Origin of the sequence: Actinomadura sp. CNU-125 (genome assembly GCF_001942465.1) — a bacterium.
Taxonomy (GTDB): Bacteria; Actinomycetota; Actinomycetes; order Streptosporangiales; family Streptosporangiaceae; genus Spirillospora.
Genome location: NZ_MKJY01000032.1, coordinates 1 through 24251 on the forward strand (window position 1 = coordinate 1; position 24251 = coordinate 24251).

Consider the following 24251-nt stretch of genomic DNA (forward strand, 5'->3'; position numbering starts at 1 on the left):
ATCGGCGGGGGAGACGGCGGGGCGGGTCGACGGGGAGCGGATGCGGCGGGTGCTCGGCACGTTCTGCACCGGCGTCGTCGTGGTCACGGCGGTGGACGGCGGCGAGCCGGTCGGGATGGCGTGCCAGTCGTTCGCGTCGCTGTCACTGGACCCGCCGCTCGTGTGCTTCTGCCCGTCCGCGGCCTCGACGACCTGGCCCCGGATCCGCGCCGCCGGACGGTTCGCGGTGAACGTGCTGGCCGCCGACCAGGGGGAGCTGTGCCGGGCGATGGCCGGCCGCGACAAGTTCGCCGGGGTGTCCTGGACGCCCGGCCCGGACGGCTCGCCGCTGCTGGACGGCGCCCTCGCCTGGATCGAGGCCGACGTCGAGCGCGAGCTGCCCGGTGGCGACCACACGATCGTCATCGGGCGGGTGCGGCACCTCGCGTCCGTCCGGACGGCCGGGCCGCTGCTGTTCTTCCGGGGCGGGTTCGGCGTCCCGGCGGCGTGACCGGCCCGTCGGCGGTCGTGAGCCGCGGGCCCTCGCGGGCCGTCAGTCCTCGCGGGCCGCCAGCTCGTCGAGGTCGGCGAGCATCTTGCGGGTCAGTTCGCGCTCGGCCTCGTAGTAGCGCGCCGACCAGCGCAGCACCAGCTCGGGATAGGCCCACTCGGCGACCTCCGCGGCGCCCGCGGCGTCCGCCTCCGCCCGCCGGACCATCTTGGCGGCGTAGGCGCCGTGCTCCTCCAGCACCTCGCGGAGCCGCTCGGGCGTCAGGAGATGGCCGAGCCAGGCGCGCAGCATCACGCCGTGCTTGAGGACGGGCGGTTCGACGGGCGACTCGCGGGCCCAGCGGGTGACGGCGTCCAGCCCGTCCTCGGTGATCGCGTAGACGCGCTTGCCGCGGGTGCTCTCGGTCAGCTCGACCCGGGACGTCGCGTAGCCGGTCTTCTCCAGCCGCTTGAGCTCGCCGTAGATCTGGCTGAACGAGGGGCTCCAGTAGAAGAACTTCAGGCTCCAGTCGGCCCACTTCTTCAGGTCGTAGCCCGACAGCTCCTCCCCGAACGAGAGCAGCCCGAGGACGGCCCAGCTCGTCGGCGGCAGGTTCGGGAGGTCGGGCTTCTCGCTCACCCGGCCAGGTTAGCGCTCCCGCCTACCGGGTCGTGATGTAGCACCCGCACTATATATCTGTTAGAAGTATTCCTAATCGAAATACAGGAGGTCCCCATGGAGTTCTCGATGATCTTCGAGGCCCAGCTCGCGCACCCGACGCCCGAACGCGAGCGCCGGGTGCTCCTCGACTGCGTCGAGCAGGCCGTCTACGGCGAGGAGATGGGGTTCGACCGCGTCTGGGCCGTCGAGCACCACGGGCTGGAGCGGTACGCGCACATGACGGCGTCCGAGATCTTCCTGTCGTGGGTGGCGGCCAAGACGTCCCGCATCCGCATCGGGCACGGCGTCGTCTGCATGCCGTTCCGGTACAACCACCCGGTGCGGGTCGCCGAGCGGGTCGGCATGCTGGACGCGCTGTCCGGCGGACGCCTCGACGTCGGCGGCGGCCGCGGCTCCACCCGTATGGAGATGGGGATGTACGGGGTGAAACCGTCCGACACCTACCCGCAGATGGAGGAGTCGCTGCGGTTCCTCGCCAACGCGTGGCGCAAGGACGAGATCGACTGGCACACCGACCTGCTCGACGTCGGCCCCGCGAAGATCATGCCGCGTCCCGTCCAGACGCCGCACCCGCCGCTCTACATGGCGTGCAGCAAGCGCGACACCGTCAAGCTCGCCGCCGAACTCGGCGTGGGCGCGCTCGTGATGGGGTTCGCCGGCCCCGACGAGGTCCGGGAGATGCACGACCTCTACCACGCGACGATCCGGACCCGCGGCGCCGACCGGCTCGTCAGCCCCGACACCAACGACAAGTTCGTCGCGCTCTGCCCCACGATCGTCCTGGACGACCCGGAGCGCGCCCTGCGGATCGGCGCGCGCGGGCAGCGGTTCTTCGCCGAGGCCATCGCGCACTGGTACGGCAACGGTCCCGCGCCCGCCGAGGACACCGAGGACGACGACAACATCGCCGCGCTCGCCCGCGACAAGGAGGCGCTCGTCGCCAAGCTCAACGAGGCGAACATCCCGGCCCGCCCGCAGGACACCGGCGCGTTCAACGCCGAGCACGCCTACGGCACCGCCCGCGACGCCATCGAGTACGTGGAGCGGCTCGCCGAGATCGGCGTCGACGAGATCATGTGCCTGGTCCAGATGGGCACCGTCCCGCAGGACGTGGCCATGGAGACGATCCGGCAGTGGGGCGAGACCGTCCTGCCGCACTTCCGGAACAAGACGCGATGACGGGCGCCCCCGACCTGAACTGAACCGCGACCGCGCGAGGCCGCCGGGACGCGCCCGGCGGCCTCGTCGCACGCGCTCAGCGGCTCACCGCGCCAGCAGGTTCTGCCGCAGCCGGGTGCGGGTGCGGCCGTCGATGCCGAGGCCCTCGCGCAGGTAGCGCTCCACCGACCCGTACTCGCGGCGGACCTCCTCCAGCGCCGCCCCGAGATACTCGGGACGCACGTCCTGGATCGGCTTCAGCAGTTCGGCGTCCTGCATGTATCCGGAGGACTCCAGGCGCGCGCGCACGGCCGCGTCGGCCTCGGCCCGGTACTCGTTGGACAGCAGGTAGTCGTACATGGCCGTGCGGTGCGGGACGCCGACGGCCCGCAGCAGCAGGTAGCTCATCCAGCCCGTCCGGTCCTTGCCGCTGGTGCAGTGGAACACCAGCGGCGTCTCCGACCGGTCGGCCGCCTCCCGCAGCGTGCGGCCGAACGACGCGGCCGACGCGGGGTCGGTGACGAAGCTCCGGTACAGCGTCCGCATGATCGCGGCGCCCCGCCCGTCGCCGAGAACGGCGCGCTGCCGCGCCGGATCCTTCGACCCGATCGCCGCGTTCACGGTGGCGTACATGCCGGTGTCGCCGATCGGGCGGGCGGTGACGCGCAGGCCGTCCGGCAGCCGGTCGGGACCGTCCGTCGAGGTTTCGAGGGGCGTGCGGAAGTCGACGACGCTCTCGACCCCCAGCCGCCGGAGTTCCCGCAGGCCCGCGTCGGTGACGTGGTTCAGCGCGTCCGCCCGGTAGAGCACGCCCGGCCGGACGCGCGCGTGGAAGTACGTCCTGTACCCGCCGAGGTCGCGGAAGTTGATCGTGCCGTCGACGAGCCCGGACGCGCGGTCGTGGTGCCGGACGATCCCGGGCGGGGCGGACGGGGCGGACGGCGCCGCGTGCGCGCCCGGTACTGGTCAGCAGCGGCGCGGCCAGCACCGCGGCGGCGATGACGGGGGTTCTTCGCATGGGGGCTCCCAGGGTCGTGACCGGCGAAAACGGCCTCAACGTAAGGAGCGTCGCACGGCCCCGGCGTCACCCCTTCCCGATCACCGGGAAACCGGAAGCGGCCGCCGGGGGCGCGCCCGCCCGGCGCCGGCCGGGCTCGAACAGCGCCCGCCACACCGCCCGCGACGTCGTCAGCAGCGGCGGGACGAGCCGCTGCGGGTCCATCTTCGGCGGCGGCCCGGAGATCGAGATCGCCGCGACCGGGACGCCCCCGGCGTCGCGCAGCGGAGCGGCGACGCACGCGATGCCCCGGTGGCCCTCCTCCCGGTCGAAGGCGACGCCGTGCTCGCGGATCCGCGTCAGCTCGCGGCGCAGCGCCCGCTCGCCGGTGATCGTGAACGGGGTGCGGGCGGGCAGCGGCGGCCAGCACCTCGGCGAGCCGGTCCGCGTCCGCGAACGCCAGGATCGCCTTGCCCGCGCCGGTGCAGTACGCGGGCTGGCGGCCGCCCAGCCGGGACGGCACGCGCCCGCCCGCCGGGCCGCCGATCTTCTCCAGGTAGACGATCTCGTGGCCGTCCAGTACCGCCAGGTGCACCATCGCGCCCGTCGCCGCGTGCAGGGCGCGCAGGTGCGGCAGCGCCGTCTCGCGCAGCCGGTTCTGGTGCGCCGCGAGCGCGCCCAGTTCGAGCAGCCCGAGGCCGAGCCGGTACCGGGAGCCGGTCCGCTCCAGCGCCCGGAGCCGGACGAGCTGGTCCATGATGCGGTGCACCGAGGAGCGGGGCAGCCCGGTGCGCCGGACGACGTCGCTCATCGACAGCTCCGGCGTGGTCGTGGTGAACGCGTACAGGATGCGGGCCGCCCGGGCCAGCATCGAGGACTCCAGGGGCGGCGCGGTCGCCGCTGCGGGTGCCGGCATGGGGTGGTTCCTTTCTCCCCGTCCCGATCGACCTTCCCGGTGACCGGGAAGGTCGTATTTCTAATTGGAACACCTCGCCTAGCGTGCTCGCAAGCCGCCGAGTGATCCGCATCACCCGGCGCGGGAGCGAGGAGCGAGCATGAGCGAACAGGTTCTCCGGGTCGTCCGGGACCTCCTGCCCGGCATCGCCGCGCGGGCGGCGGAGGCCGAGGCGGCGCGGCGGATCCCGGAGCCGACCGTCAAGGAACTCGCGGACGCCGGGTTCTTCCGGCTGCTGCAGCCGAAGGCGTTCGGCGGCCGCGAGGCCCACCCGGCGGAGTTCTACGAGGCCGTCCGGGAGATCGCCGCGGCCTGCGGGTCGACCGGCTGGGTCGCGTCGGTCGTCGGCGTCCACGCGTGGCAGCTCGGCCTGTTCCCCGTCCGCGCCCAGGAAGACGTGTGGGGCGCCGACCCGGACGCCCGCGTCTCCTCGTCCTTCGCCCCGACCGGCACGGTCACCCCCGTCGACGGCGGGTTCCGGCTGGACGGCCGGTGGAGCTTCTCGTCCGGCTGCGACCACGCCGACTGGGTGTTCCTCGGCGGGCTGATCCACGACGCGGACGGCGGCCCGCCCGACATGCGCACGTTCCTGCTGCCCCGCGCCGACTACCGGATCGAGGACGTCTGGAACACGATCGGCCTGCGCGGCACCGGCAGCAACGACATCGTCGTCGAGGACGCGTTCGTCCCCGAGCACCGCACGCTCAGCTTCGCCGACACGTCCGCCCTCGCCTGCCCCGGCCAGGAACTCAACACCGGGGCGCTCTACAAGCTGCCGTACGCGGCGGTGTTCAGCACCACGATCAGCATGCCGATCGCCGGGATGGCGCAGGGCGCACTCGACGCCCACCTGAAAGCCACCCGGAACCGGATCCGGGTCTCCTACGGCGGCCAGAAGGTCGCCGAGGACCCGCACGCGCACGTCCGCATCGCCACCGCCGCGAGCGAGATCGACGCCGCGTGGACGCTGATGGACCGCAACGTCCGCGACCTCATGGCCGACGCCGAGGCCGGCCGCGATTTCGGCCTGAAGCTGCGGCTCCGCACCCGCCGCGACCAGGTGCTCGGCACCGCCCGCGCGATCAGGGCCGTCGACCTGCTGTTCGAGAACGCGGGCGGCCGCGCCCTCGGCGAGGGCGACCCCGTCGCGCGCCTGGCGCGACGCCCACGCGGGCCGCGTCCACGCCGTCAACGACCCGGAGCGCGCGCTCTCCCTGTACGGCCGGGGCGCGCTCGGCTTCGACGTCGAGGACGTGATGCTGTGACGGCCCCCGACGACGCCGCCGGACGGCCGATGGTGGCCGAGACCGGACGGTCCGCGGCCGACCGCACCGTTGCCGACGTCCGCGAGGCGGGCGACCATCTGATCGTGATCGGCACCGTCCGGGAACCCGCCGCGCGCGACGGCGGCGGCCCGCCGCTCAGCCGCCGCGGCGCCCGCCACCCCGGCCACGACGCCGTGGCCGATGCCTAGCCGGAGAAGCACATGGACCAAGTGGACGAAAACCCAGCCGACATGAACCCAGCCGACATGAACCCAGCCGACATGAACCCGGCCGACATGAGCGCGGTCGGTGCGGACGCGGACGGGACCGGCGGGGAGCACGAGTACGACGTCGTGGTGGTCGGTTCCGGCGCGGGCGGGCTCACCGCCGCCCTCACCGCCCGGCTGCGCGGGCTGTCGGCGGTCGTCGTCGAGAAGACCGGACGGTTCGGCGGCTCCACGGCGCTGTCCGGGGGCGCGATCTGGGTGCCGAACAACCTGTACCTGGAGGAGGCCGGGCAGCGCGACACCCCCGAGAACGCCCGCGCCTACCTGGACGCGACGGTGGGGGAGCGGGTGCCCGCCGAACGCAAGGACGCCTACCTGGCGCGCGGTCCGGAGATGCTGCGCTACCTGCACGACCGGACGCGCTGGGTGCGGTTCGTCTACACCCCCGGCTACTCCGACTACTACCCGGAGCTTCCGGGCGGGAAGCCGGAGGGACGGTCGGTGGAGCCGCGCATCGTGGACGGCCGCAAGCTGGGCCCCGAGTTCGCGCGGATGCGCCGCGCCGGGCTCCCCACCTACGGCCTCACGATGACGTCCGCCGACTTCGGCAAGCTCAACATGGTCACCCGCACGTGGAAGGGGAAGCGCACCGCCGTCCGGGTGGGGCTGCGCGCGGCGGGCGCCCTGCTCACCGGCCGCAGGCTGCTCTCGCTCGGCGAGGCGCTCGTCGCGCGGCTCCGGCTGGCGCTGGCCGAGGCGGGCGGCGAGCTGTGGCTGAACAGCCCGTTCCGCGACCTGGTGATCGAGGACGGGCGCGTAACCGGCGTCCGCGTGCGGCGCGGCGGACGGGACGTGACCGTGCGGGCCCGGCACGGGGTGGTCCTCGCCGCCGGGGGGTTCTCGCACGCGCAGGACCTCCGCGAGAAGTACCTCCCGGCGCCCACCACGACCGACTGGACGCACGCAGCCGAGGGGCAGACGGGCGACACGCTGCTCGCGGGCCTGCGCGCGGGCGCGGCCGTCGACCTGATGGAGAAGGTGTGGGGCGCGCCGTCGGTCCCGGCGCCGGACGGCCCGCCGTTCTTCCTCGTCGCCGACCGGGCCGTCCCCGCGATGGTGATCGTGGACGGGAACGGGGAGCGGTACGTGCGCGAGTCGCTGCCGTACCACGAGTTCGTCGACCGGATGTACGAGCACGGCGAGCCCGCGATGAACTCGTGGATGATCGTCGACGCGCGGGCGAAGTCGCGCTACATCGTCGTCGGGCTGTTCCCCGGCCAGAAGTTCCCGAAGCGCTGGCACGAGACCGGCGCCGTCCGGACGGCGGCGACGCCCGCCGGGCTGGCCGCCGCGATCGGCGTTCCCGCCGCGAAGCTGGAGGCGACCATCGCGCGGTTCAACGGGTTCGCCCGCGCGGGCGCGGACGCCGACTTCCGGCGGGGCGACAGCGCCTACGACAACTACTACGGCGACCCGACGCTGCCGAACCCGAACCTCGCGCCGCTGGACAAGGGCCCGTTCTACGCGGTCCGGGTCGTGCCGGGCGACATCGGCACGAAGGGCGGCCTCGTCACCGACGCCGACGCGCGCGTCCTGCGCGCGGACGGCACCCCCGTCCCGGGCCTGTACGCCACCGGGAACTGCTCGGCCGCCGTGACCGGCGAGACCTACCCGGGGCCGGGCGCCACGATCGGACCCGCCATGACGTTCGGCTACGCCGCCGCGACCCACATCGCGGAGCGCAAGCCCGTCGCACAAGGAGGAAAGCCATGAACCACCGTGTCATCGAGGCCGCGCCGCCGCCCGCGCGGTTCGCCCGGGGCTGGCACTGCCTCGGCCCGGCCGATTCGTTCCGGGACGGCGAACCGCACGCCGTCGAGGCGTTCGGCACCACGCTCGTCGTGTTCCGGGGCGAGAGCGGCGGACTGCACGTACTGAACGGCTTCTGCCCCCATATGGGCGGGAACCTTACGCAGGGCACGGTCAAGGGCGACGCGATCGCGTGCCCGTTCCACGACTGGCGCTGGGGCGGGGACGGCCGCTGCGCGGGCATCCCGTACGCCAAGCGCGTCCCCCGCGCGGCCCGCACCGCCTCCTGGCCGACGCTGGAGGAGAACGGGCAGCTGTTCGTCTGGAACGACCCGCAGGGCAACCCGCCGCCGCCGGAGGTGACGATCCCGCGCATCGAGGGCGCGTTCAGCGACGAGTGGAGCGACTGGACGTGGAACACGCTCCGCGTCGAGAACTCGCACTGCCGCGAGATCGTCGACAACGTCTCGACATGGCGCACTTCTTCTACGTCCACTACGCGCTGCCGACGTACTTCAAGAACATCTTCGAGGGGCACGTCGCGACCCAGTACTTCGACGGGACGTCCCGCGACGACGCGCACCTGGGGATGATCCCGGGCCCCGCCGACCAGAAGATCGACCAGCGGTCCGAGGCGGCCTACTACGGCCCGTCCTACATGATCGACTACCTGTGGAACGAGGCCGAGGGCGTCACGGTCGAGACCGTGCTGATCAACTGCCACTACCCGATCACGTCCAACAGTTTCATGCTGCAGTGGGGCGCGATCGTCAAGAAGTTCCCCGGGATGTCCGACGAGGAGGCCGACGCGATGGCCGCGCAGGTCGCCGAGGGCGTCGGGCTCGGCTTCATGCAGGACGTCGAGATCTGGAAGAACAAGGCCCCGATCGACAACCCGCTGCTGTGCGACCAGGACGGCCCCGTCTACCAGCTCCGCCGCTGGTACGAGCAGTTCTACGTGGACGTCGAGGACGTCACGCCCGAGATGACGAACCGGTTCGAGTTCGAGATCGACACGTCCCGCGCCGTCGAGACGTGGGAGCGGGAGGTCGCCGGGAACGTCGCCGACGGCGTCTCGTTCTCGATGATCCCGGCGTCGCGGCGGACGTGAGCGCCCGGCCGGTCGATCACGGGCAATAAACTGCCCCGATGGACGAACCCGGGGCGGACGATGATCGCGGGGGCGCGGCGCCGCCGGCCGTGGACGGCATGGACCCGGTGCGCGTCCACGCGGCGCTCGCCCTCCTCACCGGCGGGTGGCGCACCCGCGCCGAGCTGGTCCGCGGGACGGCCGCGCCGCGCCGCGGGATCGAGGCGCTGCTGCGCGACCGTCCCGGTCGAGCGGTCCGGCGACCGCTACCGGCTGGCGCCGACGCCCGAGCTGTCCGCGCTGGACGCGGCGCACCCGTCCGTCCCGGCCGACCCCGTCGGGCACCTGCTGCCCGCGCACGCCCCGGCCGTCGAGCGGCTCGCCGACCTGATCGCCCGCGCGCCCCGGGGGCGGCGGGAACTCGACCACGTGTCGGCGACGCCCGAGACCGCCGTCCGCCGGGCGCTGTTCCTCGGCGCCCGCTTCTGGCTGCCGGGCTCGCACCTGCTGTGCGTCGGCGACCACGACCTGACCTCGCTCGCCGTCGGCCTGATCCACCCGCACGTCCGGACGACCGTCGTCGACATCGACGACCGCGTCCTCGCCTACATCGACGCCGAAGCGCGGCGGCTCGGCCTCGACGTCCGGACCCGCTGGGCCGACCTGCGCCTCGGCCTGCCGCCGTCGGCCCGCGACGCCGACGTCGCCGTCACCGACCCGCCCTACACCCCGGACGGCGTCGGCCTGTTCGTCGCCCGCGCCGTCGAGGGCCTCCGCGACCCCGGGCGGGGCCGCGTCCTGCTCGCCTACGGCGCCGGTGACCTCACCCCGGCGCTCGCCCTCAAGGTGCAGAACGCGCTGAGCGAACTGAACCTGCTCTCCGAGGCCATCTATCCCGACTTCAACCGCTACTTCGGTGCTGAGGCCATCGGGTCGGCCGCCGACCTGTACGTGCTGCGGCCCACCACGAAGACGCTGCCCGCCGCCGTCGCCCGCGCCGACCGGTTCGCCGCCGCGATCTACACGCACGGCCCGCAGTCGATCGAGTCGGCGGCGGCCTCGGTCCCGCCCCGGTCGACGGCTTCGCGCCGGACGTGCTCGTCGGCCCCTGGCCGAACGACGTCCTGCCGAACGTCCCGCGGGCCCGGCTGGCGACCTGGCTCGGCAAGCCCTACGCCGCGACCGTTCGCCGCGCCGCGATCGCGCTGCCGCCCGGGCTCGAACCCGCGCTCGTCCGGGTGCTGCTCGCCACCCGCGCCGAGCACGTCCGGGTGTTCACCGCCGCCGGTGCCGCCGACGCGGCCTCGATCGCCGAAGCCGCCGAGATCCTCGCGCCCGTGTACGAGCTGACGGCCCGGGGGACGCACGTCGACGCCGTCCGCCGCGCACCGTCCGGCACGCTCGCCCGCACGCTGATGGACCGCGCGCACGGGAAGGCCGCGAACGCCTGGCGCGACGTGCTGATGCGCACCCGCGGGCTCACCAAGCGCGAGGCCCGCGCCGAGGTCCCCGCGTGGGCGCGCGACGTCACCGTCCTGGAACTCCCGGCGCACCGCCTGAAGGCCCTGGCCGCCGACGACGCCCAGCACGACTTCACCGTGGTTCGTTGATCTGCGGCGTGTTGCCCTAACTCGGGCGCCCATAAGGGCAACACGCCGCAGATCAACGTTAGGGCGGACGGCACGCCCACGGCCGCACGAGGGCGCGGCGACCGATCCTCTAACTCCCGGCGGGACGATTCGGCCACCTGCCACCGAGAAGAGGATCAGGGGATCGCCATGCTCAGCCGGAGAGACGCGATGAAGCTGGGCGCCGCGGGCGGCGCCGGACTGGTGACCACGGCCGCGTTCGGGGGGACGGCGCTCGGCGCCCCGCGGACGACCGCGCGCCGCGCGGCACGCGGAGGGGCCGTTCACGCGGCCGCTGACCCTGCCGCCGGAGCTGCGGCCGTGGCTGCGCACCCGCACGACCGACTACTACACGATGGTGATGCGCGAGACCGAGGCCGAGATCCTGCCGGGCCGCCGCAGCCGGGTGCTGACCTACCACGGCTCGTTCCCCGGCCCGACGATCCGCGCGAAGTCGGGCCGCCGCACCGTCATCACGCAGGTCAACGCGCTGTCGCAGGACGCCGTCGTCCACCTGCACGGCGGGCACGTCCACCCGGACCACGACGGGTACCCGATGGACGTGATCGAGCCGGGCGCCGCGCGGACGTACCGGTACCCGAACCGGCAGCCGGGCGCGACGCTCTGGTACCACGACCACTCGCACCACACCGAGGCGGAGATGGTGTTCCGCGGTCTCTCCGGCGCCTACCTGATCGAGGACCCCGCCGAGCGGGCGCTGCGCCTGCCGTCCGGCCGCCACGACGTCACGCTGATGATGCGGGACGCGCGGTTCGACGACGACGGGCAGCTCCTGTTCGAGATGGACGACTTCCGGTACCGCAACACGCTGCTGGTCAACGGCCGCCCGCAGCCGTTCATGGAGGTGTCGCGCCGCAAGTACCGGCTGCGGCTGATGAACGCCTCGAACGAGCGGTACTTCAAGCTCGGCCTCGACGACGGCGGCGAGCTGGTGCAGATCGCGTCGGACGGCGGGCTGCTGCCCGCGCCGGTCCCCGCCACGTCCGTGGAGTTGTCGCCGGGGGAGCGGGTCGACGTGGTCGTGGACTTCGGCCGGTACCGCGTCGGGACGAAGATCGTCCTGGAGAACACCGCGTTCGACTCCAGCGAGGAGACCCGGCAGGTCATGCGGTTCGACGTCGTCCGCGGCGCCGCCGACCACAGCCGCGTCCCCGACCGGCTGCGCCCGATGCACGACCTCGGGCCCGCCGCGAAGGAGCGCGAGGTCAAGTTCTCTCTCGACATGACGATCCCGGCCTTCGTCATCGACGGCAAGATATTCGACCACCACCGGATCGACGCGACCGTCCGGCGGGGCGAGACCGAGATCTGGACGGTCCGCAACGAGGACCCGATGGGCATCCCGCACAACGTCCACCTGCACGGGACCCACTTCCAGGTCCTGGAGCGCAGCGACCGGCCGCTGGAGGGCCACGAGCGGGGCTGGAAGGACACGGTCGGCGTGCCCGTCGGCGGGCACGTGCGCTTCCGGGTGCGGTTCGACGACTACACGGGCAGGTACCTGTACCACTGCCACCTGCTCGACCACTCCTCGATGGGGATGATGGCCCAGCTCGAAGTCGTCGAGTGACGCGCGTCCCCGGGCACGCGGGAGCCCCGGCCGTCCGCGGACGGCCGGGGCTCTCCCGTGCTCAGCCGCCGTCGCCCTCCGCCAGGCGCCGCGCGAGCGAATCGATGGTGGGGAAGTCGTACAGCAGGACCGGCTTGATCGTCATGCGGAGTTCCGCCGCGGCCCGGTTCGCGACGTTCACCACGCCGAGCGAGTCCAGGCCGAGCTCCTCGAACGTCTCGTCGGGGTCGACGTCGGCCGGCCCGTCGGTCTCGTCGGCGACCAGCCGGGCCAGGCAGTCGCCGATCGTCTCGGCGTCGAGCCCGCCGGTGTCCGGGGGAACGCCGGCCGGTGCGGTCGTGGGCAGGGTCATCGGGAACCTCCGGTTCCGTTTCCGGTGCGCGGGCCGCGGACGACGAGCGCCGAATTGAACCCGCCGTGGCCTCGCGCGACGATCAGCGCCGTGCGCACGTCGCCGTGCCGCGGCTCGGTGACCAGGTCGATCCCGTGCTCGGGGGCGGGGACGATCCCGGGCGTGGGCGGGACGACGCCGTCCCGGATGCTCAGCAGCGCGGTGGCGACGTCCAGCGCCGCACCGGCGTACAACCGGCCGGTCAGCGCCTTCGGCGCGGTGACCGGCACCCCGGACCGGCCGAACACCGCGGCGAGCGCCGCCGCCTCGATCCGGTCGAGTCCGGGGTCGCCGACCGCGTCGGCGAACACCACGTCGACGTCGACGCGCTCGCGCGGCCCGCGGCGTCCAGCGCCTGCTCGATCGCCCGGCGCAGCCCCGGCGGGCGCCCCGACTCCGGATCGGGTCGAACGTCGCGCCGTGCCCGGCATCTCGCCGTACCGCTGCGGCGCGACCGCGCGGCCGCGTGCTCGGCGGCCTCCACGATCAGCATCGCGCCGCCCTCGCCCGGCAGGTAGCCGCAGGCGTCGGCGGCGAACGGGACGTACGCGCGCGCCGCGTCCGCGCGGCGGCTGAGCCGCCGGTTGCTGAACTGCGCGACCAGCCCGTACGGGCAGAGCGAGGCGTCCGTGCCGCCCGTCACCACCACCGCCGCCTCCGTCCCCGCGAGCCGCCGCGCCTGCGCGATCGCGTCCAGGGCGCCCGCCTCCTCGGCGACGATCACCCCGCACGGCCCGCGCATCCCGTGCCGGATCGAGATCTGGCCGGTCGTCGCGGCGTAGAACCAGGCGATCGACTGGTACGCGCCTACCCAGCGCGGCCCCTTGCTCCAGAGCCGCTCGATCTCCCGCTGCCCGAAGGCCGTCCCGCCGGACGAGCTGGCGGTGACGACCGCCATCGAGTACTCCGGCAGTTCCGACGGCTCGACGCGCGCGTCCGACAGGGCCATCCCGGCCGCCGCCAGGCCCATGTGCGTCCAGTGGTCGGTCTGCGAGATCAGCCGGCTCGGCACGTGGTCGGCGGCCGCGAAGTCGGACACCTCCCCGGCGAACCGCACCGGGAAGTCGGAGTCGTAGCGGGTGATCGGCCCGATCCCGCTGCGCCCCTCCAGCACCGCCGACCAGTACGTTTCGGTCCCCAGCCCGTTCGGGGCGACCACCCCGATGCCGGTGACGACGCTCGCCGCGCTCATCCGTCCGCCTCCACGGTCAGCGCCGCGGTGAGGGAACGGGCCGTCCGCTCCCGCCAGCCGCGCTGGAACAGGCGGCGGTACACGCCGCCGGGACAGTGCCGGGCGATCGCGGCCCGCACCCGGTACGCGCCGCCCGGCACGCACACCGGACGGCCCGCGCCGACGGCCGCGAGCGCCCGCCGGGCGACCTCGTCCGGCTCCAGCAGCGGACCCATCCGGCTGCGGTGACTTCCGGACGCGGCCCGCCCGGCCGTCCGCGTCGCGCCCGGGCACACCACCGTGACGTGCACGCCCAGCGGGCCCACCTCCTCGTGGACGGCCCGGCTGAAGCACGTCACGAACGCCTTCGACGCCGAGTAGGTGGCGCCGCCCGGGGACGGCATGAACGCCGCCATCGACGCGATGTTCACCACGCGCCCGCGCCCCCGCCGGACCATCCCGGGCAGCACGGCGTTCGTCAGCCGGACGACCGCCGTCACGTTCAGCGCGACCTTGACCTCCTCGTCGTCGGCGCCCTGCAGCGCGAGCGCGCCGACCGCGCCGAGCAGCCCGGCCCCGTTGACCAGCACGTCGACGGGACGCGCGGGGTCGGCGAGCCGGGCCTCCACCGCGGCCCGTCCGGCCGGGTCGAGCAGGTCCGCGGCCAGGACCTCCGCCGCCACCCCGCACCGCCCGGTCAGCTCGGCGCGCACGGCCTCCAGCCGGTCCGCGTGCCGGGCGACCAGGACCAGGTCGGTCCCGGCGGCGGCCAGCTCCCGGGCGAACGCTCCCCGATCCCGCTGGACGCGCCCGGTCACCAGGGCGGTCGGTCTCATGACGCGGCCCCCGCGGGGACGGCGCCCCGCCCGGCCGCCAGCCCTTCGAGGATCCCGGCCGCCTCGGCGGGCGTGGGCAGCGTGCGTTCGCGTCCAGCCAGCCGCACCGCCGCCGTCCGGTGGCCGGGCCCGCCGAGCAGCTCGGCGACGAGCTCGCGGATCCGGTCGGGCGTCGCCGTCCACGCCCACTGCTCGATGCCCGCCCCGGTCGCGGCGAGCCGCCGCGCCGACAGCGCGGTGTCGCCGACGGAGCCGAGCACCACCTGCGGCACCCCGGCGGCCATGGTGGTCAGCAGCGTGCCCGCACCGCCGTGGTGGACGACCGCGGCGCAGCCGGGCAGCATCAGGTGCAGCGGCATGTCCTCCACCAGCCGCACGTTGTCCGGCAGCGCGCCGAGCGGGTCGCGCTGGTCGGAGAACACCCCCGCCAGCACCTCCACGTCCAGCGCCGCGATCGCGCAGATCACCTCGTGGACGAGGTTCATGTTGCCCATCACCGTCGCGACGAGCGTGCCCAGGCTCGTGAACACCCGCGGGCGCGCGGCCGGCTCCTCCAGCCACGGCGGCACCACCGCCGGGCCGTTGTAGGGGACGAACCGCACCGGCTGCCGGCGGACCGCCCCGCCGTCCTCGACCTGCAGGCCGGGCGGGCACGGGTCGAGCGTGAGGTCGCCGAACGGGTCGGGGTCGTCCAGCCCGATCTGGTCCCACAGGCCGGCCAGCGCGTCCCGCTCGGCCGGGAGCCGGGTGAAGGTGTAGTCGGGGCCGGGCAGCACCCGGACGGCGGGCACGCCGAGGACGCGCGCCGCCTTCAGCGCCGCGTACATGCGGGGCTCGAACAGGATCAGGTCGGGCCGCCAGGACCGGGCGAAGCCGACGACGTCGCCGACCGTCTCCCGCGCGCCCATGGCGAACATCTCGAACGCGCGGGCGGAGCGCTGCCGCTCGTGCTCGTCCTCGTCCATCCCCGCCGGGGGCCGGTAGGGGAACCCGTCCCAGACCTTGCCGGGGTCGAGCCGCGGGCCGGTGACGGTGAGCGCGAGCCCGGAGCGCAGGACCGCGCTCTCGATGCCGGGCGCGGAGACGACGCGCACGTCGTGCCCCGCCGACCGCAGGGCCCAGCCGAGCCCCGCCAGTGAGAAGAAGTGCGACGCGGTCGGCCACGTCGCGAGCATGATGCGCACGTTGGACCTCCAAGGATTCGGAAGCGGAGACGGAAGGCGGAAGGCCGTCCGGTGGAACGAGGCGAACCAGATGAGACGGAGCGGGGGGCGCCGGGGCGTCAGACGAGTTCGACGACCTGGTGCATGCCCTCTTCGGCGCGCTTAACGGCCGTGTCGGGGTTGCGGTAGAACGACAGGATCGCGTAGAGGCCGGGCGGGAAGTCGTAGTGCAGCACGGCCATGTGCCCGGTCGACATCGCCATCAGCCCGCCCACCTGCGTCTGCAGCGGGTACGGCGGCTTCTCGCCCTCGGGCGCGTCGTAGTAGTCCTGGATGTCGCGGTCGGTCGTGCCGGGCGCGACGCCCACGAACACGCACTCCTGCGGCTGCGACGTGTGGTTGACGACCAGGTAGCTGCCCTTCGCGCGCATCTTGCGCGGCGCGCGGAACCGGGTCCGGTCGCCGTGCTCCACCATGCGGACGGCGCCGTGCACGCGGGGCGGCATCGCCGGCCGGTACTCGTCGGAGACGTTCAGCGTCTCGACGATCGGGCCGTCGATCCCGTAGTAGGTGTCGGCGGGCAGGTGCACGGTCGCCGCGATCGGGTCGGTGCCGGGGAAGACGCCGGTGCCGCCGAAGAACTCGACGTCCCGGTACAGCGCGCGCAGCGCGGGGATCGCCACCTCCGGGTCGGGGGACTGGCTCATCCAGAACAGGCGCATCCCCTCCTCCAGGGAGATGCCGTTGCGGGCGGCGCCCAGCCCCATGAAGTGCCCGGCGGGCACCGGCGTCGTCGCCCGGATCGTCACCAGGCCCGCGGGCCGCGGGTTGGGCGCGGGGAAGGCGAACCCCTCGTCGGTGAGTTCGATGTCCAGGACGGGCGGCGGGTCGAACAGCCCGGCGGTGGCGGCCTCCGCCCGTCCGCTCCCGCCCGGGACCAGGCCGGACGTGACGGTCAGCGCGCCGCCGAGCAGCGCCGCGCCGAGCGCGGTCCGCCGGGTCAGCAGGTGGTCGCCGTTGCGGTCGGTGTTCATAGCACCTTCTCCTTCTGGCCGTGCACCAGCATGTGCGGATTCGTGGAGCGGCATTTGATGAGCATGTAGGCCTCGTAGCAGGCGTCGTCGGCGGCCTCGTGGACCTTGGCCTGCCGGGCCCACCAGGTGGCGCGCGCGATGATCGCGTTCTCGCGCATGTAGGGCTTGGACGACTCGGACTCGTACTGGGCGATCGCCGCCAGCTTCTTCGGCATGAACTCCGAGACGTCCACGAAGAAGTTCGGCGTGAACCCGGCGTTCAGCACCGGCGGCTCGCCCTGGATGATCAGCTGCGGGGTGATGGCGCGCTTGGCGAGCGTCGTGGCCACCAGTCCCGTCGCGTGGTGGTCCTGGTGGTCGTCCAGCGGCAGCGGGCTGGTGAAGTGGGTGATCACGACGTCCGGGGACAGCTCGCGCATCCACCGCTCGACCTTCGCGAACGTGGGCCCGGCCACCCGGACCTCGCCGTCCGGCAGGTCCTCGATGGTGATGGTCGCGCCGATGATCGCGGCCGAGGCCTCGGCCTCCCGCCTGCGGTCCTGCGGGCGGGGGACCGAGCTGTTCGAGCCGTCGGTCAGGGCGAGGATGTGGACGTCGTAGCCGCCGTCGCGGAAGCTCGCGAGGGTGCCGCCGCAGGCGAGCTCGGCGTCGTCGGGATGGGCGAATACCGCCAGCACACAGGGGGGACGCACGGTCGATCCGTCCTACTCGCCCACCCGCAGGCCGCGGACGGTCCGTGCCGCCGGGCTGTCGGGCATCGTCGATTCGACCCAGTCCTCGATGTGCCGCTGCCGGACCCGCGTCATCGCGAGCGCCCCGGGCGGGACGTCCTTGGTCAGCAGCGACCCCGCGGCGGTGTACGCGCCGCCGCCGATCGAGATCGGCGCGACCATCGCGGTCCCCGCCCCGATCATCACGTCGTCGCCGATGGTGGTCCGGTGCGCGCGCACCCCGTCGTGGTTCACCGTGCCGGTGAACCCGGACAGGTTGCAGCGCGCCCCGATCTCCGCATCGCCCAGGTAGGCGAAGTGCGGGACCTTCGAGTCGTCGCCGATCACGGTCGCCTTGATGTGCGCGAACGAGCCCATGATGACGCCGCGTCCCGACCGGGTCCCGCCCCGCAGGTAGGTGTACGGGCCGACGTCGTTGTCGGCGCCGATCGCCACGTTCTCGCACGTCGACGAGCGGATGCGGGTGCCCGCGCCGACCGTCGTGCCGATCAGCGTGCAGTCCGGCCCGATGGTGCAGCCGGACTCCACGACCGTCCCGCCGGTCAGCTCGGTGTTGCGCAGCAGCGTGGCGCCGGGACGGACGACCACGTCCGCGCCGATCCACGTCGTCTCCGGGTCGAGGACCGTCACGCCCTCGCTCATCCGGAGCCGGACGATCCGGTCGCGCATCGCGCGCCGCGCCGCGGCCAGCTCCGGTTGCCCGGTCACGGTCAGCCCGTCCCCGGGCTCGGGTTCCGGGGCCGCGACGGGCACACCGGACGCCTCCAGCAGCTTCGCCACGGCGGCCGGAACCTCCCCGGGGTCGCCGAGCGCCGGATCGTCCAGCGCGTGATCGTCGAGCGCCGGGTCGTCGAGCACCGAGTCGAGGACGTCCCCGGCGAACGCCCACGCCGCGCCCAGCCGGGCCGCCGCGTACCTGCCCTCGCGCAGCGGCGCGAGCAGGCGTTCGACGCTCTCGGCGGTCAGCAGCGGCGCGTCGGCGCGCAGCATCAGCACGATGGCGCGGTCGGCGGAGCGCAGCGCGCCGGCGGTGCGTCCCCGCCAGGGTTCGCAGCGTCCGTCGAGGTCGCGCAGCCGCGCCGCGGTCTCCTCATCGGCCCCGACGACGAGCACCTCGTCGCAATCGGTGCCCGACAGCGCGTGCGCGGCCATCGGCCGTCCGCACACGTCGGTCAGCGGTCCGGGCGCGTTGGGCGGATGCGGGCGGCAGAACAGGACCGTCCGCGTGGATCGTGGTCGGCTCATGCGGGCCCCTTCGTTACGCGGCTTCGTTGCGCGACGGCGGTCGTCGCTCTGCGCCGAGCATCGGCGGCGGGGCTGGTGCTCCGATCGAGCGCAACTCGCGGACGGGTCGCCCGCCGTCGCGGTCGACGCTCCCGGTGCGATGAGCGATGATGGGGGACGGTCGTTGCCCGGTCCCAATCGCCGCGGAGGTTGCATGGGTCGCTCGCGGGCCGATGACCTCGATCTCGACGCGTGCGGATCGGGGCGCCGGGAGATCGAACGCTACCTCCGGTCGATGGACCGCGCCCTGCTCGGCCCGTCCAAGGCCAGAGCCGACATGGTGAGCGAGCTGCGCGAGGGCCTCGAAGACGCGATCGAGGCGCACATGGACGGCGGGCTCGGCGAGGACGAGGCCGCCAAGGCCGCGCTCGCCGAGTTCGGCACCGTCCGGCAGGTCGCGTCCGGGCTGCAGCGCGAGCTGAGCTACGCGCAGGCCGCCGCACCGCCTGGCTGCTGTCCTTCCTGGTCATCGTGCAGACCCTGGTCGCCCAGTTCGCCTGGACCAACGACCCGAAGGCGATCGGCACGGACGCCGACCTGGTCACCGGCTACACCACGCTCGCGAACGCCCTCGACGTGTTCCAGTACTTCACGCTCGTCGTCGGCATCGCCGCGATCGTCGCGTTCGGCTGGGGCGAACGCTGGGTCGCGATCCGGCCGATGATGGTCGGCGTCGTCGGCGTCTTCGCGTTCGCCGCGCTCGTCATCAAGAGCATCATCGGTTTCCTGCTGGTCGCGCTGGTGCCGGGGATGCTCGCCGAGAGCATGACCGACCCCCTCGGGCTGCTGCAGCAGCTTTTCCTGTGGATCCTGCCGACCTGCTACGTCGCGGGCTCGGCGTGGAGCTCGTGCCGCGCCGCGGCCGTCCGCGGATTCCGCGTCCGCGAATCCTGACCGCGGGCGGGCCCGACCCGCCCACCATCCGGACTCCAGCCCTCCGCGAGATCCGTCCCGCACGCTGTTCGCGTGATGGTCACGGACGACTGCGGAGGTGGGGCCGATGCCCGTCGATGAAGCGTTGCGCGGCAGGCGCGTCCTCGTCACCGGGGGGACCCGCGGAGTCGGGCGCAGCACCGTCCGTGCCTTCGCGGCGGCCGGGGCCCGGGTGGTGACGTGCTACCACCGGGACGAGAAGGCCGCCGAGGCCCTCGTCGCGGACCTGCCCGACACCGTCGGGCGTCCCGCCGTCGTACGGGCGGACGTGACGCGGACCGGCGACCTCGAACGGCTCGCCGCCGTGTGCGCGAGCACGCTCGGCGGACTCGACGTCGTCGTCAACAACGTCGGCGTGGACGGTTCCGCGCCCTTCGCGGAGCTGGCCGAGGCGGAATGGCGGCGGGTCCTCGACACGAGCGTCACCGCGGCGTTCCGCGTGCTGCGGGCCGTGCTGCCGCTGGTGGCCGCGGACGCCTCGATCGTCAACATCGGCGCGGCCGGCGCGCTGCGCGGACGGCCGGGCGCCGCCCACCACGGGGCCGCGAAGGCCGCCGTGATCGGCCTCACCCGGTCCTCGCCAAGGAGCTCGGGCCGCGCGGCGTGCGCGTCAACACCGTCGCGCCCGGCCCGATCGAGGACGGGCTCCCGCCCGGACTGCACGACCGGCTGCGGGCGATGTCGCCGCTCGGCAGGCTCGCGACCTCGGACGACGTCGCCGACGCCGTCCTGTACCTGGCCGGTGGCCACGCAAGGTGCGTCACCGGAATCACCCTCGATGTGGACGGAGGCATGTGATGCCCTACGCAGCGATCACCTACCGGGTCAAGCCGGGACACGAAGAGGAGATCTCCGAGATCTTCGCGAACTTCAAGCGGGTGGAGACCCCCGACCTGCACGACGACGACGGCGGCGTCGTCGGCTCCCTCCTCGGCACCGGCGTGTTCATCAAGGACGACGTCATGGTCCGCGTCATCCACTACGAGGGCGACTTTGCCGCCGTCGCGCGCAAGATGTCCATGCAGCCCGGCGTGCACGCCCTGGAGGAGAAGCTCCAGCCGTACCTCACCGAGGAGCGCGACACCAAGAGCCCGCAGGCGTTCGCCGAGTACTTCCGCAACGCCCTGATGCGCTCGGTGTCGCAGCTGTCGGCCGACACGCTCGGCACGGGACGGTGAGCCCGGTGACCGGAGCGGACGACCGGACCGGCGTCGCGGTCATCGGCCTCGGCGGCATCGGCGGCGGCGTCGCCCACCGCCTCCTCGCCGCGGGCCGCGACGTCACCGTCTACAACCGGACCCGGGCCAAGGCCGAGCCGCTGATCGAGGCCGGGGCACGCGGCGCGGACTCCCCGGCCGAGGCGGCCGCGGACGCCGGCGTCGTCGTGGTGAGCCTCAGCGACGAGGACGCCGTGGAGAAGGTCGTCTTCGGCGACCTGGCGCCCGCGCTGCGGCCCGGCACCCTCCTGGTGGAGATGTCGACGCTGTCGCCCGCGTACGCGCGGGAGGCCGCCGACCGGCTCGCCGCCATGGGCGTCGCCCGGGTGGAGGCGTGCGTCATCGGCAACCCGCAGATGGCCAAGAGCGGCGACCTGCGGGTGTTCGCGGCCGGGGCGAGCGAGGACGTCGAACGGGCCCGCGGGCTGCTCGGCGCCCTCGGCCGCCAGGGCGTCCTCTACCTCGGCGAGACCGGACGGGCCGGCGCGCTGAAGCTGTCGTTCAACCTCCTCCTCGGCGTGATGACCGCGGGCCTGGCCGAGGCGGTCGCCTTCGCCGAGCACGCCGGCATCTCCCGGGAGCTGCTGCTGACGGCGGTGCAGAAGAGCGGCTGGCGGTCGCCCGTGCTGAACTTCCGCGCGGAGTTCATGCGCACCGGCGAGTACCGTCCGGCCGGGTTCCGGGCGCGGCTCATGGCCAAGGACATGCGGCTGGCCGTCGGCGCGGCGCACGACAACGGCGTCACGCTGCCGCTGACGGAACGGACGGCGCAGCGGTACGCCGACGTCGTGGACGCGCGGCGGCGGGCGACCGGGACGCCGCCGCGGTCGTCGAGCTGAGCGCCCCGGGAGGCCGCCGATGACCGTCGCCCCGGAGCGCCCCGCGTTCCTGGACCGGCCCGCGGACCGGCCGACGGACTGGCTCCGCTGCCGCTCCTGCCGAGGCTTCGTGTACCGCGCCCGGTACGAGGACGAGCTGCGGGTGTGCCCGTCGTGCGGCGCGCACGGGCGGGTCGAACCGGAACCGCGCGCCGCGCAGCTCCTCGACCCGGGCTCGGTCGCGCCGCTGCCGGTCCCGGCCGTCCCGGACGACCCGCTGTCGTTCGCCACGTCCCACGGCGGCTACGCCGCCGAGCTCGACCGGGCCCGCGCGCGCGGCGTCGACGAGGGCGTCCTGTGCGTGCGCGGAACCGTGCAGGGACACCCCCTCATCGCCGCGATCATGGACTTCCGGTTCTTCGGCGGCAGCATGGGCGGCGCCGTCGGCGAGCGCCTCACCCGCGCGATGGAGCTGGCCCTGCGGGAGCGGACGCCGCTGCTGCTGGTGACCGCGTCGGGCGGGGCGCGCATGCAGGAGGGCGCGCTCTCGCTGATGCAGATGGCCAAGACCAGCCGCGCGATGGCGGACCTGGACGAGGCCGGAGTCCCGACCGTCACCCTCGTCACCGACCCCACCTACGGCGGCGTGGCCGCGTCGTTCACCACGCTCGCCGACGTCATCCTCGCCGAGCCCGGCGCCCGGATGGGCTTCGCCGGACCCCGCGTGATCGAGCAGACGATCCGGCAGCGGCTCCCCGAGGGATTCCAGACCGCGGAGTTCCTGCTGGCCGAGGGCCTCGTCGACGGCGTCGTCCAGCGCTCCGCCCTGCGCCCCGCCCTGGCCCGCCTCCTGCGCATGTGGGCCGCCCGCCCCGCCGAACGCCCCGCCGGGGAACCCGACATCACCGCCCCGGCCGCCACGGCGACCGCGTCCGGCGCGGGGTTGCTGCGGCGGGCCGAGGAGGTGCCCGCCGGGGACGCCTGGGACGCCGTGCGGCTCGCGCGGCACGCCGACCGGCCGACGACGCTCGACTACGCCGGCTACCTCCTGGAGGACTTCCAGGAACTGCACGGCGACCGGATGACGGGCGACTGCCCGGCGATCGTCGGCGGGCTCGGCACGCTGGACGGCCGCACCGTGATGCTCATCGGCCACGAGAAGGGGCACAGCACCCGCGACCGGGCGGCGCGCAACTTCGGCATGGCCACCCCGGCCGGGTACCGGAAAGCGGCGCGCCTGATGCGGACGGCGGCCAAGCTGCGGGTCCCGGTGGTCGACCTGATCGACACGCCGGGCGCCTACCCGGGGCTGGAGGCCGAACGGCGCGGGCAGTCCATCGCCATCGCGGAGAGCCTGCGGCTGATGTCGCGGCTGCCGGTGCCGGTCGTCTCCGTCGTCACCGGCGAGGGCGGCAGCGGCGGCGCGCTGGCGCTCGGCGTCGCCGACCGGGTGCTGGCCCTGCGCAACTCCGTGTACTCCGTCATCAGCCCCGAAGGCTGCGCGGCGATCCTCTGGAACGACGCGACGGCCGCGCCCGAGGCGGCGCGGGCGCTGAAACTGGACGCGCGGGAGCTGCTGCGGCACGGGATCGTCGACGCCGTCGTCCCCGAGCCGCCGGGCGGCGCGCACGCCGACCCCGCCGCGGCGCGCGCTGCTGCGCGGCGCGGCTGCTGGAGTCGCTCGACGCGCTCGCGGGGAGTCGACCCCGCGCGGCTCGTCGCCGAGCGCGGCCGCCGGTTCCGCCGCTTCGGCACCTGAACCGCCCGCCCGTCCCCGCACCGGCGGGCGGAAGGCCCCGTGGTCCCCCGGCCACGGGGCCTTCGCGCGCGGTCGCGGCGTTCTGGTGCGCCGCTGGACGGCCCGGCTCCAGTCCGCGTCGACCGGGTCGCCACCCCGCCGGGCGAGCCTGGGACGGTCGCGAGGAGAGGAGACAGCCGTGCCGCACCGGACACTGATCGTCGCCCGGATGGAACCCGGGAACGCCGACAACGTCGCGAAGATCTTCGCAGAGTCGGACGCGAGCGAGTTGCCGCACATGATCGGCGTATCCCGCCGGACCCTGTTCCGCTTCCACGAGCTGTACTTCCACCTCGTGGAGGCCGACGACGACATCACCCCCGACCTCTACAAGGCGCGCAGCCACCCGCTGTACGAGGACATCAACACGCGGCTGGCCGAGCAGGTCAGCCCGTACGACCCGGGCTGGAAGGAGCCGAAGGACGCCATGGCGATTCCCTTCTACACCTGGGAGGCGGGCCGGAATGGCTGACGACGTGCAGACCGCGGCCGCCGCGCGGACGTTCGCCCGCGCCGACGCGGCCGTCAACCGCCGCCGCGGCGGCGAGATCCGCGTACTGCTCAGCCCGAAGACGGTGCAGTGCACGTCGGGTTTCATGGGCGACCTGACGCTGCGGCCGGACGAGTTCGTCGCCGAGCACTACCACCCGTACTCCGAGGAGTTCCTGTACGTCGTGCGCGGCGCCCTGCGGGTCCGCGTCGACGGCGACCGCGAGCTGACGGTGCCCGCCGGGGAGGGCGTGCTCATCCCCAAGAACGTGCGGCACCGCGTCACCAACCCCGGGACGGACGAGGCGTTCGCCGTCTTCCACCTGTCCCCGCTGGCGCCGCGGCCGAGCTCGGGCACGTCGACACCGAGCCCCGCCGGCCCGGCCGAGTCGGGGCCCGAGGTCCGGAGGCACGGGATGACCCGTCCCAGCGGCGGCCGCCGGGTCGTGGTGACCGGCGCGGGGTGGTCGCCCCGGGCGCGCGCGAGGACGGCGCGGACGTGGTGATCTGCGACGA

25 protein-coding genes and 3 pseudogenes are annotated in these 24251 nt (G+C 74.1%); 17 read left to right on the forward strand and 11 right to left on the reverse strand.

Annotated features, from left to right (window positions below; genetic code table 11):
* A partial coding sequence (locus tag BJF79_RS04735; RefSeq protein WP_262401539.1) for a flavin reductase family protein occupies positions 1-490 on the forward strand: 490 nt, incomplete at its 5' end.
* A 42-nt stretch (positions 491-532) separates the two neighbouring features.
* Here the strand turns inward: BJF79_RS04735 and BJF79_RS04740 are convergent.
* Complete coding sequence (locus tag BJF79_RS04740; RefSeq protein WP_075895180.1) at positions 533-1108, reverse strand: PadR family transcriptional regulator; 576 nt, start codon at positions 1106-1108, stop codon at positions 533-535.
* Positions 1109-1204: 96 nt separating this feature from the next.
* On the opposite strand from BJF79_RS04740, the gene BJF79_RS04745 reads away from it, so the two are divergent.
* Positions 1205-2329: an LLM class flavin-dependent oxidoreductase gene (locus tag BJF79_RS04745; protein WP_075895182.1), complete on the forward strand. Its 1125-nt coding sequence runs from the start codon at positions 1205-1207 to the stop codon at positions 2327-2329.
* A gap of 84 nt (positions 2330-2413) precedes the next feature.
* Here BJF79_RS04745 and BJF79_RS04750 read toward each other — a convergent pair whose 3' ends face one another.
* Together BJF79_RS04750 and BJF79_RS52795 are read right to left on the reverse strand one after the other, a co-directional pair.
* Positions 2414-3223, reverse strand: coding sequence for a tyrosine-protein phosphatase (locus BJF79_RS04750; protein ID WP_143219700.1), 810 nt, complete (start codon positions 3221-3223; stop codon positions 2414-2416).
* Positions 3224-3392: 169 nt separating this feature from the next.
* A pseudogene (locus tag BJF79_RS52795) lies at positions 3393-4221 on the reverse strand (IclR family transcriptional regulator).
* A gap of 139 nt (positions 4222-4360) precedes the next feature.
* On the opposite strand from BJF79_RS52795, the gene hsaA reads away from it, so the two are divergent.
* The 7 genes from hsaA to BJF79_RS04800 all read left to right on the forward strand — a co-directional run bounded on the left by hsaA (position 4361) and on the right by BJF79_RS04800 (position 11870).
* Entirely contained in the window at positions 4361-5734 is a 1374-nt protein-coding gene (gene hsaA, locus BJF79_RS04770; RefSeq protein WP_262401540.1) for a 3-hydroxy-9,10-secoandrosta-1,3,5(10)-triene-9,17-dione monooxygenase oxygenase subunit, read from the forward strand.
* Positions 5735-5791: 57 nt separating this feature from the next.
* Complete coding sequence (locus BJF79_RS04780) at positions 5792-7525, forward strand: FAD-dependent oxidoreductase (RefSeq protein ID WP_262401541.1); 1734 nt, start codon at positions 5792-5794, stop codon at positions 7523-7525.
* Positions 7522-8154, forward strand: coding sequence for a Rieske 2Fe-2S domain-containing protein (locus tag BJF79_RS66495; protein WP_410050048.1), 633 nt, complete (start codon positions 7522-7524; stop codon positions 8152-8154). Before BJF79_RS04780 ends, BJF79_RS66495 begins: the two co-directional genes overlap by 4 nt.
* A complete protein-coding gene (locus tag BJF79_RS66500) occupies positions 8085-8672 on the forward strand; it encodes a hypothetical protein (RefSeq protein ID WP_410050049.1) in 588 nt (195 codons plus the stop codon). Before BJF79_RS66495 ends, BJF79_RS66500 begins: the two co-directional genes overlap by 70 nt.
* A 60-nt stretch (positions 8673-8732) precedes the next feature.
* A complete protein-coding gene (locus BJF79_RS04790; protein ID WP_075895186.1) occupies positions 8733-10001 on the forward strand; it encodes a bis-aminopropyl spermidine synthase family protein in 1269 nt (422 codons plus the stop codon).
* Positions 9923-10261, forward strand: coding sequence for a hypothetical protein (locus BJF79_RS58495; protein WP_075895187.1), 339 nt, complete (start codon positions 9923-9925; stop codon positions 10259-10261). Before BJF79_RS04790 ends, BJF79_RS58495 begins: the two co-directional genes overlap by 79 nt.
* A gap of 379 nt (positions 10262-10640) precedes the next feature.
* Positions 10641-11870: a multicopper oxidase family protein gene (locus BJF79_RS04800; protein ID WP_262401542.1), complete on the forward strand. Its 1230-nt coding sequence runs from the start codon at positions 10641-10643 to the stop codon at positions 11868-11870.
* Between the two features lie 61 nt (positions 11871-11931).
* Here the strand turns inward: BJF79_RS04800 and BJF79_RS04805 are convergent, their stop codons facing one another.
* The 8 genes from BJF79_RS04805 to BJF79_RS04835 all read right to left on the reverse strand — a co-directional run bounded on the left by BJF79_RS04805 (position 11932) and on the right by BJF79_RS04835 (position 18441).
* Positions 11932-12222, reverse strand: a complete 291-nt coding sequence (locus BJF79_RS04805) for an acyl carrier protein (RefSeq protein WP_075895189.1) — start codon at positions 12220-12222, stop codon at positions 11932-11934.
* Positions 12219-12572 (reverse strand): hypothetical protein, encoded by a 354-nt coding sequence (locus BJF79_RS65235; RefSeq protein ID WP_316043264.1) that lies wholly within the window; start codon positions 12570-12572, stop codon positions 12219-12221. The genes BJF79_RS04805 and BJF79_RS65235 overlap by 4 nt, the downstream gene beginning before the upstream one ends.
* Positions 12464-13453, reverse strand: a complete 990-nt coding sequence (locus BJF79_RS04810) for a beta-ketoacyl synthase N-terminal-like domain-containing protein (RefSeq protein WP_316043265.1) — start codon at positions 13451-13453, stop codon at positions 12464-12466. The genes BJF79_RS65235 and BJF79_RS04810 overlap by 109 nt, the downstream gene beginning before the upstream one ends.
* A complete protein-coding gene (locus BJF79_RS04815; protein ID WP_075895191.1) occupies positions 13450-14268 on the reverse strand; it encodes an SDR family NAD(P)-dependent oxidoreductase in 819 nt (272 codons plus the stop codon). The genes BJF79_RS04810 and BJF79_RS04815 overlap by 4 nt, the downstream gene beginning before the upstream one ends.
* Positions 14265-15443 carry a nucleotide disphospho-sugar-binding domain-containing protein gene (locus BJF79_RS04820; protein ID WP_075895213.1) on the reverse strand — a complete coding sequence of 393 codons (1179 nt, stop codon included), beginning with the start codon at positions 15441-15443 and terminating at the stop codon, positions 14265-14267. Before BJF79_RS04820 ends, BJF79_RS04815 begins: the two co-directional genes overlap by 4 nt.
* A gap of 107 nt (positions 15444-15550) precedes the next feature.
* Positions 15551-16465, reverse strand: a complete 915-nt coding sequence (locus BJF79_RS04825; RefSeq protein ID WP_075895193.1) for a hypothetical protein — start codon at positions 16463-16465, stop codon at positions 15551-15553.
* Positions 16462-17157, reverse strand: a complete 696-nt coding sequence (locus BJF79_RS04830; protein ID WP_083733169.1) for a PIG-L deacetylase family protein — start codon at positions 17155-17157, stop codon at positions 16462-16464. Before BJF79_RS04830 ends, BJF79_RS04825 begins: the two co-directional genes overlap by 4 nt.
* A 12-nt stretch (positions 17158-17169) precedes the next feature.
* A complete protein-coding gene (locus tag BJF79_RS04835; RefSeq protein WP_075895197.1) occupies positions 17170-18441 on the reverse strand; it encodes an NTP transferase domain-containing protein in 1272 nt (423 codons plus the stop codon).
* A 274-nt stretch (positions 18442-18715) separates the two neighbouring features.
* On the opposite strand from BJF79_RS04835, the pseudogene BJF79_RS66505 reads away from it, so the two are divergent.
* The 8 genes and pseudogenes from BJF79_RS66505 to BJF79_RS04870 all read left to right on the forward strand — a co-directional run.
* Positions 18716-18880, forward strand: a pseudogene (locus tag BJF79_RS66505) (permease prefix domain 1-containing protein); the annotation flags it as partial.
* Between the two features lie 71 nt (positions 18881-18951).
* The gene (locus BJF79_RS04840) at positions 18952-19374 is read left to right on the forward strand and encodes a hypothetical protein (RefSeq protein ID WP_075895199.1); all 423 of its coding nucleotides are present in this window, start codon (positions 18952-18954) and stop codon (positions 19372-19374) included.
* Between the two features lie 106 nt (positions 19375-19480).
* A pseudogene (locus tag BJF79_RS04845) lies at positions 19481-20211 on the forward strand (SDR family NAD(P)-dependent oxidoreductase).
* A complete protein-coding gene (locus BJF79_RS04850) occupies positions 20211-20591 on the forward strand; it encodes a TcmI family type II polyketide cyclase (RefSeq protein ID WP_075895201.1) in 381 nt (126 codons plus the stop codon). The pseudogene BJF79_RS04845 and the gene BJF79_RS04850 overlap by 1 nt, the downstream one beginning before the upstream one ends.
* Before the next feature lie 5 nt (positions 20592-20596).
* On the forward strand, positions 20597-21469 hold the full coding sequence (locus tag BJF79_RS04855; protein ID WP_262401543.1) for an NAD(P)-dependent oxidoreductase: 873 nt from the start codon (positions 20597-20599) through the stop codon (positions 21467-21469).
* 19 nt (positions 21470-21488) lie between these two features.
* Positions 21489-23207, forward strand: coding sequence for an acetyl-CoA carboxylase carboxyltransferase subunit alpha (locus BJF79_RS04860; protein WP_075895203.1), 1719 nt, complete (start codon positions 21489-21491; stop codon positions 23205-23207).
* Between the two features lie 178 nt (positions 23208-23385).
* The gene (locus BJF79_RS04865) at positions 23386-23718 is read left to right on the forward strand and encodes a TcmI family type II polyketide cyclase (protein ID WP_075895205.1); all 333 of its coding nucleotides are present in this window, start codon (positions 23386-23388) and stop codon (positions 23716-23718) included.
* Positions 23711-24241, forward strand: a complete 531-nt coding sequence (locus tag BJF79_RS04870) for a cupin domain-containing protein (RefSeq protein WP_075895207.1) — start codon at positions 23711-23713, stop codon at positions 24239-24241. Before BJF79_RS04865 ends, BJF79_RS04870 begins: the two co-directional genes overlap by 8 nt.
* Positions 24242-24251 lie beyond the last annotated feature (10 nt).